At 63.6% G+C, this 13,178-nt stretch carries 11 protein-coding genes; 3 read left to right on the top strand and 8 right to left on the bottom strand.

Annotated elements, in window-relative coordinates; genetic code table 11:
- Window positions 1-21 precede the first annotated feature (21 nt).
- Window positions 22-576 (top strand): nucleotidyltransferase family protein, encoded by a 555-nt coding sequence (locus tag HB375_RS15195; RefSeq protein ID WP_167673859.1) that lies wholly within the window; start codon window positions 22-24, stop codon window positions 574-576.
- On the opposite strand, the gene HB375_RS15200 is transcribed toward HB375_RS15195, so the two are convergent.
- The 8 genes from HB375_RS15200 to HB375_RS15235 form a co-directional block, all read right to left on the bottom strand.
- Window positions 563-1,039: a GNAT family N-acetyltransferase gene (locus tag HB375_RS15200; RefSeq protein ID WP_167673860.1), complete on the bottom strand. Its 477-nt coding sequence runs from the start codon at window positions 1,037-1,039 to the stop codon at window positions 563-565. The two genes, HB375_RS15195 and HB375_RS15200, sit on opposite strands and share 14 nt — an antisense overlap.
- Window positions 1,040-1,110: 71 nt before the next feature.
- The gene (locus HB375_RS15205) at window positions 1,111-2,511 is read right to left on the bottom strand and encodes an NAD(P)(+) transhydrogenase (Re/Si-specific) subunit beta (protein ID WP_167673861.1); all 1,401 of its coding nucleotides are present in this window, start codon (window positions 2,509-2,511) and stop codon (window positions 1,111-1,113) included.
- Between the two features lie 4 nt (window positions 2,512-2,515).
- A complete protein-coding gene (locus HB375_RS15210) occupies window positions 2,516-2,965 on the bottom strand; it encodes a proton-translocating transhydrogenase family protein (protein ID WP_167673862.1) in 450 nt (149 codons plus the stop codon).
- 13 nt (window positions 2,966-2,978) lie between these two features.
- Window positions 2,979-4,115 (bottom strand): Re/Si-specific NAD(P)(+) transhydrogenase subunit alpha, encoded by a 1,137-nt coding sequence (locus tag HB375_RS15215; protein ID WP_167673863.1) that lies wholly within the window; start codon window positions 4,113-4,115, stop codon window positions 2,979-2,981.
- Between the two features lie 224 nt (window positions 4,116-4,339).
- Window positions 4,340-4,633, bottom strand: a complete 294-nt coding sequence (locus tag HB375_RS15220; RefSeq protein ID WP_167673864.1) for an aa3-type cytochrome c oxidase subunit IV — start codon at window positions 4,631-4,633, stop codon at window positions 4,340-4,342.
- A gap of 113 nt (window positions 4,634-4,746) precedes the next feature.
- Entirely contained in the window at window positions 4,747-5,964 is a 1,218-nt protein-coding gene (locus tag HB375_RS15225; protein ID WP_167673865.1) for a glycosyltransferase, read from the bottom strand.
- 58 nt (window positions 5,965-6,022) lie between these two features.
- Window positions 6,023-7,381: an ABC1 kinase family protein gene (locus tag HB375_RS15230; protein ID WP_167673866.1), complete on the bottom strand. Its 1,359-nt coding sequence runs from the start codon at window positions 7,379-7,381 to the stop codon at window positions 6,023-6,025.
- 10 nt (window positions 7,382-7,391) lie between these two features.
- Window positions 7,392-9,215 (bottom strand): M3 family oligoendopeptidase, encoded by a 1,824-nt coding sequence (locus tag HB375_RS15235; RefSeq protein WP_246728529.1) that lies wholly within the window; start codon window positions 9,213-9,215, stop codon window positions 7,392-7,394.
- A 383-nt stretch (window positions 9,216-9,598) separates the two neighbouring features.
- Here HB375_RS15235 and HB375_RS15240 point away from each other — a divergent pair, with 383 nt between their 5' ends.
- Window positions 9,599-11,359, top strand: a complete 1,761-nt coding sequence (locus HB375_RS15240) for a L,D-transpeptidase family protein (RefSeq protein WP_167673868.1) — start codon at window positions 9,599-9,601, stop codon at window positions 11,357-11,359.
- Between the two features lie 126 nt (window positions 11,360-11,485).
- Window positions 11,486-13,144, top strand: a complete 1,659-nt coding sequence (locus HB375_RS15245; RefSeq protein WP_167673869.1) for a peptidoglycan L,D-endopeptidase MepK — start codon at window positions 11,486-11,488, stop codon at window positions 13,142-13,144.
- The last annotated feature ends 34 nt before the right edge of the window (window positions 13,145-13,178 follow it).

Below are 13,178 nucleotides of genomic sequence, written 5' to 3' on the forward strand. Positions count from 1 at the left end.
CAACTCTCGCAGACTCCGCCGATGCGCACCATCGCGGAGATCGCAGAGGCCATCGCCCGGCAGCCGGACATGATGAGGCTTCTCGGCCATGTCGAGAGCCTATGCCTGCCGGATAGCTGGATCGGCGCAGGTTTCATTCGAAACGCGGTATGGGATGCTCTCCGTGGCCTCCCTTTCGGGGCCTCTCCCCTATCCGATGTCGATGTGATCTTTCTCGATCCTGCCGATTTGCGTCCGGAAAGGGACGTCTCAATCGAAGCGACCCTGCGAGCGCTTGCGCAAGAACCCAACTGGCAAGTCAAGAATCAGGCGCGGATGCACGAGCGCAATGGCGACGCGCCTTATCGCGATGCCAGCGATGCCATCGCCCATTGGCCGGAGACGGCGACTGCCATCGCGTCGCGCGTTGTTCAAGGCAAGGTCGAGATCATCGCGCCGCACGGCGTCGAGGATCTTCTGGGCCTGATCGTGCGTCCCACTCCCGCTTTCGCGCGTAAGCCAGACGTTTATCGCAAGCGTCTTGCCGGAAAAGACTGGCTCACCCGCTGGCCGTGCCTGACCGTCATAGATCCTTGACCAGCAGCGTCACGTAAGGCTCGAAGCCGAAGGCGCGGTAGGTGCGCTCGGCGCGTTCGTTGGCTGCGAGGACGCCGATGTGAAGGCGCTTGAAACCGGCCTCGCGGGTGAGACGTTCCGCTTCACGCAACAGCATCTGGCCGACGCCGCGGCCGCGCCATTGCTCGTTGACGATCAAGTCTGTCACCGTGCCGTGACGGCGCACGTCGTCAGTAATGTAAGCGGCGTCCTGATCGCAGGAGAAGCCCATGGCACCAACGACGATGCCGTTGTCGATGGCTAGAATGATGCGCCCCTGCCGGCTGCCTAAACGCTGCATCAATTCGTCGTAATAGCCCTCAGCCCCACCATAGTCCCGCCGCCTGTCGCCGGTGAGATCCGCCTCGAAGACGTTGAGCTGATGGATCAGCTCGATCACCGCATTCCGGTCTGAGCCCCGGGCGGTTCGCAAGGTGATGGCCATCTTCTCGTCTCCTCATGCAAAAGGCCGGCTTTGACACCGGCCTTCTGGTTGAACTTGGTGCGATTGAGCGCTCAATCGAGGTTCTTGACGATCTCGTCGACCATTTTCTTGGCGTCGCCGAAGAGCATCATGGTGTTGTCCTTGAAGAACAGCTCGTTCTCGACGCCCGCATAGCCGGAGCCCATGCCGCGCTTGATGAACAGCACGGTCTTGGCCTTCTCCACATCGAGGATCGGCATACCGAAGATGGGCGAGGACGGATCGGTCTTGGCCGCCGGGTTCGTCACGTCGTTGGCGCCGATGACGAAGGCGACGTCGGCCTGCGGGAACTCGCCGTTGATGTCCTCAAGCTCGAACACCTCGTCGTAGGGCACATTGGCTTCGGCGAGCAGCACGTTCATGTGGCCCGGCATGCGACCCGCGACGGGGTGAATGGCGTATTTCACATCGACGCCTTCAGCCTTCAGCTTGTCGGCCATCTCGCGTAGCGAGTGCTGAGCCTGCGCCACCGCCATGCCGTAGCCCGGCACGATGATGACCTTGGACGCATTCTTCATGATGAAGGCCGCATCGTCCGCCGAACCCTGCTTCACGGGACGCGACTCTGCCGCACCGCCGGCAGCTGCCGCCGTCTCACCGCCGAAGCCGCCGAGAATGACGGAGATGAAGGAGCGATTCATGCCCTTGCACATGATGTAGGACAGGATCGCACCCGACGAGCCGACCAGCGCGCCGGTGATGATGAGCGCGAGGTTGCCGAGGGTGAACCCGATGCCGGCCGCGGCCCAGCCGGAATAGGAGTTGAGCATCGACACCACGACCGGCATGTCCGCGCCGCCGATGGGGATGATCAGCGTCACGCCGAGCACGAAGGCCGTCAGCACGATGAGCCAGAACAGCATGTGGCTTTCGGTGCCGATGAAGCCGACGATCAGCGCCACCAGCAGCGCACCGAGCACAATGTTGAGCAGGTGGCGCTGCGGCAGCATGATCGGCTTGCCGGACATGCGTCCATCGAGCTTCAGGAATGCGATGACCGATCCGGTGAACGTGATCGCGCCGATGGCCGCGCCCAGCGACATCTCGAACAGCGAACCGCCATGGATGGTACCGACGCCACCGATGCCGAAGGCATGCGGCGCATAAAGCGCGCCCGCCGCCACCAGCACCGCCGCGAACCCGACGAGCGAGTGGAACGCCGCCACGAGCTGCGGCATCGCCGTCATCGGCACGCGGCGCGCAACCACGGCGCCGATGGTGCCGCCGATCACGATGCCCCAGAAGGTCAGGAACCAGCCGCCGAAGCCGCTCGGCGGGGAGACGGCGAGCGTCGTGACGATCGCAATCCCCATGCCGATCATGCCGTAGAGATTGCCCTTCCGCGACGTGGTCGGATGCGAGAGGCCGCGCAGCGCCAGAATGAACAGGACGCCGGAGACGAGATAGAGGATAGAGGCAAGATTAGCCGACATCGCCTCAGTCCTTCTTGCGATACATGGCAAGCATGCGCTGGGTCACCAGGAAGCCGCCGAAGATGTTGATGGAGGCGAGAACCACCCCGACGAAGCCGAAGCCGCGCGCCCAGAGCGGCCCGTCGCCAAGCGCGGGAGCCACGTTGACGCCCACCGCCAGCAGCGCGCCGACCACGATCACCGAGGAGATCGCGTTCGTCACCGACATGAGCGGCGTGTGCAACGCCGGGGTCACCGACCAGACCACGTAGTAGCCGACGAAGATCGCCAGCACGAAGATCGCGAGGCGGAACACAGTGGGGTCGACCGCGCCGTGAGTTGCCGTGGAGACCGCCGTCGAAACGACGGTTGCCATCTGATCCGCAATCGCCTGCGCCGTATCGGCGGCCTGCTGCGCGGCTTTCGCCGCCTCGCGGGCCTGCTCGACAGCCTGTTCGGGCGTGAGTGTCGCCATGATATCCCTCTTCTTAGGCCGCCGGCTGGAAGGCCGGGTGAACGATAGCGCCGTCGCGGGTCAGGCAGGTCGCCTTGACGAGTTCATCGTCCCACTTCACGGCAAGTGTCTTGGATGCCTTGTCGACGAGCGTTTCGACGAAGGCGTAGAGATTTTTCGCATAGAGGCTCGAAGCGGTCGCCGCGAGGCGACCCGGCACGTTGAGGTGCCCGACGATCTTCACGCCGTTATGGTCCACGACCTTTCCGGCCTCAGCGAGTTCGACGTTGCCGCCGCGCTCGACCGCGAGATCGACGAGCACGGACCCCGGCTTCATGCTCTCCACCATCGCGCGCGACACGAGCTTCGGCGCGGGGCGGCCGGGAATCAGGGCCGTCGTGATGACGATGTCCTGCTTGGCGATGTGCGAGGCAACGAGAGCCGCCTGCTTCTCCTTGTATTCCGCCGACATTTCCTTGGCGTAGCCGCCCGCGGTCTCGGCCTGTTTGAACTCTTCGTCCTCGACCGCGATGAACTTGGCGCCCAGGCTCTCCACCTGCTCCTTGGCGGCGGGGCGCACGTCGGTCGCCGTCACCACCGCGCCGAGGCGGCGGGCTGTCGCGATGGCCTGAAGGCCAGCCACGCCCGCGCCCATGACGAAAACACGTGCCGCAGGCACGGTGCCTGCCGCCGTCATCATCATCGGCATGGCCCGGCCGTATTCGGCCGTCGCATCGATCACCGCGCGATAGCCCGCAAGATTCGCCTGGGAGGAAAGAACGTCCATGACCTGCGCGCGGGTGATACGCGGCATCAGCTCCATGGAAAACGCCGCGACCTTGGCGTCGGCCAGCACCTTCAACGCGGCGTCCTGGCCATAGGGATCCATGATCGCGATCACAGCCGCGCCGGGCTTCACGCCCTTCAGCTCGGCCTCTGCCGGACGGCGCACCTTGAGGACGATATCCGCATCCTTCAGGGCATCCTGGGCGGTCTTGGCGATGGAAGCACCCGCCGCCTCGAACTCGGCGTCCGGAATGCCTGCCGCAGTTCCCGCCCCGGCCTGGACGGCCACATCGGCTCCGAGCGCTTTATATTTCTTGACGGTCTCGGGAGTCGCGGCGACGCGTGTCTCCGCCTTGTCTGTTTCGGAGAGAACGGCGATGCGCATGCATGACCCCCGGGTGAGAGAATTTTGAACTATCTCTAGCGCACGATCAGCCGAAGGGGAGATAGCCCGGGGGCGCGGCAATGCACCAGTGTAATGTTGCGAAGCGGAGTCGCGCTAATTGACCTCGTCGCGCCCGCCCCTTTTGCTCGGGCGCAATCCGGACGAAAACCGTCCCGGATCGCGCCAGGGCATTTCGATAAGCCGGGCCGGGAAGGCCCCGCGTCTTAGTAGAAAGCCAGCGCGATGAGCAGCAGGATGGCGACGACCGCCGGGGCCCGCACGCCGATGGAGGCCGACATGGCGCCGACAGCCCCCGCCACGCCGGACAGGAGAACGCCCAGAATCGCCGTCAACCAAGCGTGTTTCACGCCGCCGACCGCAAGCGCGATCACCCAGCAGAGAACGACGACGGTGCCGATTTCGGCGAAATGGACGAAGCCGCGATAGGTCGCTTCGTGCGCGGCCTCATCCATATCCGGATGGTAACCCCCGTTGGACGCATTATTCGTATTGGCCATGGTGAATGCCCTGTTTCAGCATTTAGTTCTTGATTGTTGCGTTTACCCCATGCGGTGAGGCGCCGCAATCTTTCGCATGGGCCCCGGCAAAACTTTGTGGACGCCCGGCTTCGTCACTTAATTCCCAGGAATTCACGCCATTGCGGCAGGCAGACGGTTTGGAAGTCATATTTTTCCAAAGCGATTTTGCGCGCTTCCGCAGCCATTTCGGCGGCCTTGGCCTTGTCGGTGAGGGTTTTGCGCACCTGTTCCGCCAGCGCCTTCTCGTCGAAGAAGGGGAAAAGACGGCCATTGACGCCGTCCTTGATAACCTCCCGAACGGGATCGGTGTCCGAGGCCACGATCCGGCATCCGAGCGCCATGGATTCCACCAGCGACCACGACAGGACGAAGGGGTAGGTCAGGTAAAGGTGGGCGGAGGAAATCTGCAGCACCTTGACGAAGTGGTCATAAGGCAGGCGGCCGACAAAATGGACGCGCGACCAGTCCACCGGGCGCGGAATCCTCTCGCGGAACACGTCGAACCAGGTCTTTCCGTCCGGCGCATTGGCTGAATAACTCGTGCCGTTGCCGCCGATGACGACGATCTGCACCTGCGGATCGATGTCCAAGAGGTCCGGCAGACTGCGGAAAACCACGTGCGAGCCGCGCATCGGCTCGATATTCCGCGCGACATACGTGACGACCGGGGTGTCCTGATTGAGCTTGGGGCCGTTCTCCCCAAGCTGGACCGAAATGCCGGGATTGGGCTTCAGGTTCTGGGCGTCGATACCGTCATGGATGATTGCCACCCGGTCGCGCAGATAGGTCGGGAAGGTGTCACGCTGATACTGCGTCGGCGCCACTGCGAGATCGGCGGCGTCGAGGGCGCCGAGCTGCATGGCGTTCTTGACGCGTAACCTCCACACGGTTTCCGCGTTCGTGACCGGGAATTCCGGGTCGAAATCGAGGTCCTGCCCCTTGGCGGCATAATAATATTCGAAATAAGCGACATGGCGGGCGTCAGGCCACACGTCCTTCAGGAACAGGTTTTCGCCCCAGCCCGTATTCACCACCACGAGGTCGGGCCGAAAGCCCATTTCGGCCAGCCCGCGAGCGCGGTGGGCGACGCCATAAGCGCGGCGCAGGCGGGGAATGACCGGGGAGAAGCGGTTCTCGAACTTCGGATCCTCCGGCCCATCCACCGGGTCGTAGGCGAAATACTTCACACCCGGCAGCGGGCAGGTTTTCAGCATCCCGAGGGCGACGACCTCGTGACCTTCCTTCACCAGCGCGCTCGCTAGACGCCCGAACTGCCCGGGAAAGTTCTGGTGCACGAAAACGATTTTCATTGTTGCCCCCTGACGTGCGGTAAGGCTCTACGGCCAGACGAGGAAACGCGCAACTCCATTACGTTGGAATTTGCAAGCCGGCGGCGGTCAGGACCTCGGCCTGCCGGCGGGCGAGAGCCTCGAGGGAAAAGTGCTCGATCTCTTCCTCAAAGAGGCGGTGGTAGTTCAGCTCTGCCCGCAGGTGCAGGAAGACCGCGCCGAGCCCCACGGCCGCGCGGTCCATGAACACGAACTCGCGCGGCACGGTGACAGGCCCCTTCTCTTTGAGCGCCTTATGGACCTGGAAGGCCTGACGACGGCCATATTCGCTGGGCTTCACCCCATCGGCCACGGTGCGGACCCGGTCGTCGAGGAGCGGCCCATAGATGAACCGGGCCCAGATATTGAGAATGTCGATCAGCTCATTCGACAGGTTTTTGAAGCCCCAAGTCTCGTAGGCGTGGACGATGCGGGCCCGGTCGTCCTGTTGCAGGCCGCGATAGAGATCGACGACCCCGCCGACGAAACGGGGATGGAAGATGCGGATGCAGCCGTAATCCAGCAGGTTGATGCCCTGCGCCTCACCGCCTTCGGAAAAGACCGTGTAATTGCCGAGATGCGGATCGCCGTGAATGACTGCGGCGTGGCTGAAGGGATGCCACCAGGCCTTGAACATGGCGTGGGCAAGCCGGTTGCGGATTACCGTTTCGGCCTGCGTGAACTGCAGGATCTTTTCGCCGTCGAGCCAGCTCAAGCTCAAGAGCCGCTTGGTCGAAAGCTCCGGGTAAACCTCGGGCACCCGGACTTCCTCGATGCCGGAGAGGGCCAGCGCATAAAGCGCCACATGCTTCGCCTCGCGTTCGTAATCCAACTCTTCTCGCACACGTTCGCCGATTTCCTTGGCGATCTCGCGCGTGTCGATGGCGGGGTCCATGCGGCGATGGAGGGCAAATACCCATTCAAGCTGCACTAGATCCGCCTCTACGGCGGATTGCATGTCGGGATACTGCAACTTGCAAGCCAGACGCGCGCCATCCTTGGTCGTTGCGTGATGAACTTGACCGAGGGACGCCGCGGCGGCTGGGTGCAGATCGAAAGAGCCAAAGCGCTTTTCCCAGTCGGGGCCTAATTCCGCCTGCATCCGCCGTTTCACAAAGGCTGCGCCCATGGGCGGCGCTTCGCTCTGCAGCTTCTGCAACTCGGCGGCATATTCCGGCGGGATCAGATCGGGAATGGTGGCGAGCAGTTGCGCCACCTTCATGATCGGCCCCTTTAGCCCGCCGAGCGCCTGAGCAAGCGCCGCCGCATTGGCCGCGCCATCCTCGAAACCGAGAAGCCGTGCCCCCGCGATGCGGGCCGCGACGCCGCCCATATTGGCGCCGACGCGGGCATAGCGCACGGCGCGGGCGGAGAAGCGGTTCGCTTCGTTGTCGGCCATCGGATCCGCCTCAGGCCTCCTTTTCCATCGCCTCGAGTTCGCCGATCAGCCGCTCGATCATCGACAACCCGATCTGCCAGAACGATGGATCGCGGGCGTTCAGCCCGAAGGGCGCGAGAAGCTCGGAATAATGCTTGGTTCCGCCTGCCGAGAGCAGCGCGAAATACCGGTCCACGAAGCCCTCATTCGAGCGCTCGTAGATGCCGTAGAGCGAATTCACCAGGCAATCGCCGAAGGCATAGGCATAGACGTAGAACGGCGAGTGGATGAAGTGCGGAATGTAGGACCAGAAGGTCTCATAACCCGGCCCGAGACGCACCGAGGGGCCGAGGCTCTCGTCCTGCACGGACATCCAGAGTTCGCAGAGCTTGTCTGCCGTCAATTCGCCGTTGCGGCGCTCCAGATGCACCTTGCGCTCGAAGGAATAGAACGCGATCTGGCGTACCACCGTGTTGAGCATGTCCTCGACCTTGGCGGCCAGCATCGCCTTGCGTTGCACCTTGTCTTTCGTCTGATCGAGCAGGCGGCGGAAGGTGAGCATTTCGCCAAACACACTTGCCGTTTCAGCGAGCGTCAAAGGCGTCGGCGCCATGAGCGCGCCGTTTGGCGCAGCGAGAACTTGGTGCACGCCGTGACCCAACTCATGCGCCAAGGTCATCACGTCGCGCGGCTTGCCCTGGTAGTTCAACAGAACATAGGGATGCGCCGACGGCACGGTCGGATGCGCGAAGGCGCCGGGGGCCTTGCCCGGACGGGTCGGCGCGTCGATCCAGTTCTCGTCGAAGAAGCGCTGCGCGATGTCGGCCATGCGCGGCGAGAAGGCGGAATAGGCGGACAACACCGTGTCCTTCGCCTCGTCCCAGGCGATGGTGCGTTGTTCGACCTTCGGCAGAGGCGCATTGCGATCCCAATGATCGAGCTTGTCCTTTCCGAACCACTTGGACTTCAAGGTGTAATAGCGATGCGACAGACGCGGATAGGCCTCGCGCACGGCGGAGACCAGCGCCTCGACCACCTCGCGCTCCACCCGGTTCGCGAGGTGGCGAGAATCCGCCACGTCCTCGAAGCCGCGCCACCGGTCGGAGATTTCCTTGTCCTTGGCGAGCGTGTTGGTGATCAGCGTGAAGGTGCGCAGATTGTCCTTGAAAGTCTTCGCCAGCGCGTCGGAGGCGTCCTTGCGCACGCTCTCATCCGGGTCTTGCATCTTGTTGAGCGTCGGCTCGATGGCGAGCTCTTCGCCGCGGACCGTGAAGCGTAAAGAAGCGATGGTTTCGTCGAACAGGCGGTTCCAAGCGGAACGTCCGGTCACGGACTTTTCGTGGAAAAGCTTCTCGATCGTGTCTTCGAGCTGATAAGGCTTGTCCTTGCGCAGATCTTCGATCCAGGGGCGGTAATGAGCCAGAGGCTCGGCGCCCATGGCCTTGTCCATCACCGCGTCCTCGATGCGGTTCAGCTCCAACCCGAAGAACAACAGCTCGCTCGATGCAGCCGTCAGGCGTTCCTGCGTATCGCCATAGAATTTCGCCCGCACCGGATCGGTGGTGTCGCCGGCATAGATCAGCCCCGCGAAGGACATCAGACGCCCGAGCAAGTCCTCCACCGCCTCATAGCGCTTGATCGCCGCGCCGAGCGTCTCGGCCGGATTGTCACCGCGCGCCAAAGCGTCGAGCTTGCCGCGATAGGCCTCTGCGAGAGCCTTGCACTCCCCTTCGGCCTTCGCGAGATCGTTCTTGAATGCCTCGCTCTCCATGGACGGATAGAGATCCGTCAAATTCCATTCAGGCAGCGCCCCGAATTCCGACTGCACCGCGCCACCGGACAGACCATGATTCATGGGAAGATTGTTTTGAAAATCGAGAGAGCTTGGCATATCCGGAAACAATGTTTGGGATTGGGTTCGATGAACATATTGGCCGCCCAGCGCGCAGGATCAACCCAATCTTGTCCGACATCGACAAAGCTAGCGTTAAGCGCAGGTTTACTTCTGTTAAGCAATATGAAGGTTACGACATTCTCTCCCACGTTTCGTCATGCCTTTCCCATCCCTCATTGCGGACGACAGCCGGGCTTTTCGCCGGGCCGAAATTCGTCGCGCCGGGAGATGCCGCATGACGGTTTCGTGCGTTGACCCCGGCGAGTGTGTCGTCACACTGAAGTTTTCCGGGATTATGGAAGAATCACGATTCTTCCGGCCGTATCGTGACGAGGAACAAGATAATGCGTAGCCTGCGCAGGACGACGCTCTGGGTGGGCCTGATCGGCTCCGTCTCCCTGCTCCCCCTCACGGCCTTCGCGGACGACCAGCCGATAACCGACCTGACCCAGGTTGTTCAGCCCGCGCTCGTGGAGCCGGCTACACCGTCGTTTCACGATGTCGCCCCCAACACGGCCTCAAAGGACATCGCGTTTCCTCTCCCGGAAGAGCCGGCCCCCGTCACGATCACGGCCCATGACCTGAAACCTGCCGACGCTCTCGATATTCCCACTCCGTATGTCGCCGCCGCGACCATCACTCCCGCCGACTGGTTCCGCATCGCCGTCGAAGGGCGCTTTGCCGACGACGCGTTCATGCGCGATCTGCGCCTGAGCCGCGCCGACCGGGAGGCCCTTGTTGCGTTTTACGCACAAGCCCAGGCTCCCCTCGCCTGGGCCAAGGACGGAGCCTGGTCTTCGGCCGCTCGCGCCGCCGCTGCACGCCTCAAGGCCGCCGACGAGGATGGCCTCGATTCGGTCGATTATCCCCTCCCCGACCTCGGAATGGCAAAGGATGCCGCGCCAGTTAAATGGGCCGAGGCGGACCTGAAGCTGAGCGTTGCCGTCCTGCGCTACGCCCGCGATGCGCGCGGCGGACGCATCGACCCGTCCCGCCTCTCGCCGCTGATCACACCCAAACTCGACCTGCCCAATGTTGCTGAGGTGCTTGGCGCGGTGGCGACGGCGAAGGATGCCGGTGCGGCGCTTGCCGCCTATAACCCATCGCATCCCGGCTATCTGGCGCTGAAGAAGCGCCTCGCCGAGTTGCGCCAGAGCCATCCCTCGCAACCCACCGTGCGCCTTCCCAAGGGCGCGGCGCTCCGCGTCGGCATGGAAGACCCGCGCGTGCCGCTGATCCGCGCGCGCTTCAATCTGGCCAACGAAACCGGCGGCAAGAATGTCTATGACGAGCGCCTCGCCTCCGCCGTCGCCGCTTTCCAGAAGGAAAAGGGCCTGCCCAACAACGGCGTGTTGACCCCGCAGACGGCGGCGGCCCTTTCCGGCCCGTCTGTTGCGCAAAGAGAAGGCGAACTGATCGCCAACATGGAGCGCTGGCGTTGGCTCCCTGCCGATCTCGGCGCGCGGCATATCTTGGTGAATGTGCCTGAATACCGCCTGCGCTTTGTCGATGCTGGCAGCGTGATTCACCAAACGCGCGTCATCGTCGGCAAGCAGCAATCGCAGACGCCGATCTTTTCCGGCGACATGAAATATCTGGTCGTGAATCCGTCCTGGACGGTGCCGCCGTCGATCCTGAAGAAAGAATTTCTCCCCGGATTGGCGAGCGACCCGGACTATGCGGCCCGCCGGGGATACAAGGTCATCCGCCGCGGCGACCGCATCTCCATTCAGCAGCCGCCGGGCGAGCGCAATGCGCTGGGCTTCGTCAAGTTCATGTTTCCGAACCAGCACGCGGTCTATCTGCACGACACGCCGAACCGCTCCCTGTTTTCGGCAGGCAAGCGCGCCTTCAGTCATGGCTGCGTGCGCGTCGAGCAGCCCTTCCAGTTGGCCGAAGAGATTCTCGGGGCTGACAGCTGGTCGCAGCAGAAGCTGCGCGGCCTGATCGGCAAAGGTGAACGTTACGTCAACCTGCGGACGCCACTGCCTGTGCACCTGACCTATTTCACCCTTGCGGTGGATGAGCGCGGCGAATTGAAAACCTTTGACGACCTTTATGGCTTCGACCGCAAGGTTCGCGAAGCCCTGGGCTTTTCCTCATAGGGCTTACGGAATTTTTCTCGCATACTTAACCTGGAAGTAACCGTCTTCGGCAAAGATCCCTTCACTATAAGGGATGCCGCTCCCACTCCTCGCGGCATGTAAAAGACGAGTATCACAGTGAGAGTCATGCGTTCGGACCGCTCGACGGTCGCGTCGAGCATCGCGCGCCGTGCGGGAATCGGCCTTGCGGCCTTGATCATCGTCATGGTGGGCGGCACACGCGGCACACAGGATGCCATCGCCAACGGCGACACGCGGACGCTGACGCTCTATCACAACAACACCAAGGAAAGCATTACGGTCACGTTCCGGCGGAACGGGCAGTATGATTCCGCCGGTCTGCAGCAGCTCAACTTGTTCCTGCGCGATTGGCGCCGGGACGAACCCACCCGCATGGACCCGCGCCTTTTCGACACGGTGTGGGAGGTCTATCGCGAAGTCGGGTCCGGCGCGCAGGTCCACGTGAATTCAGGCTACCGCTCGCCGCAAACTAATTCGATGCTGCGGCGGCGCTCGAGCGCGGTGGCGAAGAACAGTCAGCACATGCTCGGCAAGGCGATGGATTTCTACATTCCGGATGCTTCCACCGAGCGTCTGCGCGCCATCGGCATGCGCCTGCAGAACGGCGGCGTGGGCTATTATCCCAATGCCTATACGCCCTTCGTGCATCTTGATGTCGGCAGCGTGCGCGCCTGGCCGCGCATGACGCGCGACCAGCTGACCCGCATCTTCCCCGACGGCAAAACCGTCCACATTCCCGCCGACGGCACGCCGCTCGCCGGCTATGAGGAAGCGCGCGCGGAAGTTCTGGCGAAGGGCGGCACGGTCGGCGGCTACAGCATGGTCGCCGACGGCGAAGACGCCGTCGGATCGACGACGCCCCGGCGCAAGAGCCTGTGGGCGACCCTTTTTGGCGGCAGCGACGAGGATGAGGATGCGGAGGAAATCCGCGCCGCTTCGCCGCGTGGTCGCGCGATCCTCGCCGGACGGCGGGGCGGGACGCAGAGCGACTACGCCAGCGATTCCAATTCATCGGTCTATGCGGCGCTGCAACCGAATGTGCAGCCGGCCGCGACGCGCCCGGTGGCCGTCGCCCAGCCGAGGTCGGAGCCCGCTCCGCAGGCGGTTGCCGTGGCCCCTGCTTCCATCGCTCCTGCGCTGCGCGAAGAGTTGAACCCGCCGCCGCTGCCGCCGACCCGCATCGCCGGTTTGCCGAGCACGGTCGAGACGCCGAACGGGCCGTCGCTGTCCTGGCAGCAGGGCTCGGCGGGACAAGGTACCAATAGCTCCGATCTCGCCATCGCCAAGGGCATGGCCTTCGCGCCGATGCCGCCGCGCCGCCCGGGCTCGGGCACGGATGAGTTCGTCGGAACAACGGTCCTCGCTTATGCTCCCATTCCGCCGGTCAGGCCGGGCTCGCTCGCCGAGAGCAACCCGATCCCGAGCAATGGTGACCTGCGCAGCGCAGCCCCCGTCGTCGCCAGCGCCTCGTCGGTGCCGCTGCCGCCGCCGCGCCCCGGCCAGCGTCCTGTCACACTCGCCGCCGCCGCGCCGGTCGACATCCCGACCACCGGCTCAACCGCCCGCGATGCGGCGAAGGATGCCAAGGCAAAGGCCGAGCCGGCCCACCGACCGGCCCCGGCGCACGCCCCGAATGCCGCGGCCAGCGCCCTCATCACATCAGGCCCAAGCCTGAACATGGGCTTCTCCGCAAAACCCATGGGCGACCTGGCAACCAACCGGTTCACAGGTCCAGCGGTCAAACCGCTGCCGGTGGTGCGATAGATGAGGCGGGGGAAACCCCGCCTTTTTCATGCGC

It is taken from the genome of Microvirga terricola (assembly GCF_011777495.1).
GTDB lineage: Bacteria > Pseudomonadota > Alphaproteobacteria > Rhizobiales > Beijerinckiaceae > Microvirga > Microvirga terricola.

Excerpts from the sequence above, each read along its gene's own strand:
- HB375_RS15195 (WP_167673859.1), top strand. The coding sequence starts at position 22 with ATGCGCACCATCGCGGAGATCGCAGAGGCCATCGCCCGGCAGCCGGAC.
- HB375_RS15200 (WP_167673860.1), bottom strand. The coding sequence starts at position 1,039 with ATGGCCATCACCTTGCGAACCGCCCGGGGCTCAGACCGGAATGCGGTG.
- HB375_RS15205 (WP_167673861.1), bottom strand. The coding sequence starts at position 2,511 with ATGTCGGCTAATCTTGCCTCTATCCTCTATCTCGTCTCCGGCGTCCTG.
- HB375_RS15210 (WP_167673862.1), bottom strand. The coding sequence starts at position 2,965 with ATGGCGACACTCACGCCCGAACAGGCTGTCGAGCAGGCCCGCGAGGCG.
- HB375_RS15215 (WP_167673863.1), bottom strand. The coding sequence starts at position 4,115 with ATGCGCATCGCCGTTCTCTCCGAAACAGACAAGGCGGAGACACGCGTC.
- HB375_RS15220 (WP_167673864.1), bottom strand. The coding sequence starts at position 4,633 with ATGGCCAATACGAATAATGCGTCCAACGGGGGTTACCATCCGGATATG.
- HB375_RS15225 (WP_167673865.1), bottom strand. The coding sequence starts at position 5,964 with ATGAAAATCGTTTTCGTGCACCAGAACTTTCCCGGGCAGTTCGGGCGT.
- HB375_RS15230 (WP_167673866.1), bottom strand. The coding sequence starts at position 7,381 with ATGGCCGACAACGAAGCGAACCGCTTCTCCGCCCGCGCCGTGCGCTAT.
- HB375_RS15235 (WP_246728529.1), bottom strand. The coding sequence starts at position 9,215 with ATGAATCATGGTCTGTCCGGTGGCGCGGTGCAGTCGGAATTCGGGGCG.
- HB375_RS15240 (WP_167673868.1), top strand. The coding sequence starts at position 9,599 with ATGCGTAGCCTGCGCAGGACGACGCTCTGGGTGGGCCTGATCGGCTCC.
- HB375_RS15245 (WP_167673869.1), top strand. The coding sequence starts at position 11,486 with ATGCGTTCGGACCGCTCGACGGTCGCGTCGAGCATCGCGCGCCGTGCG.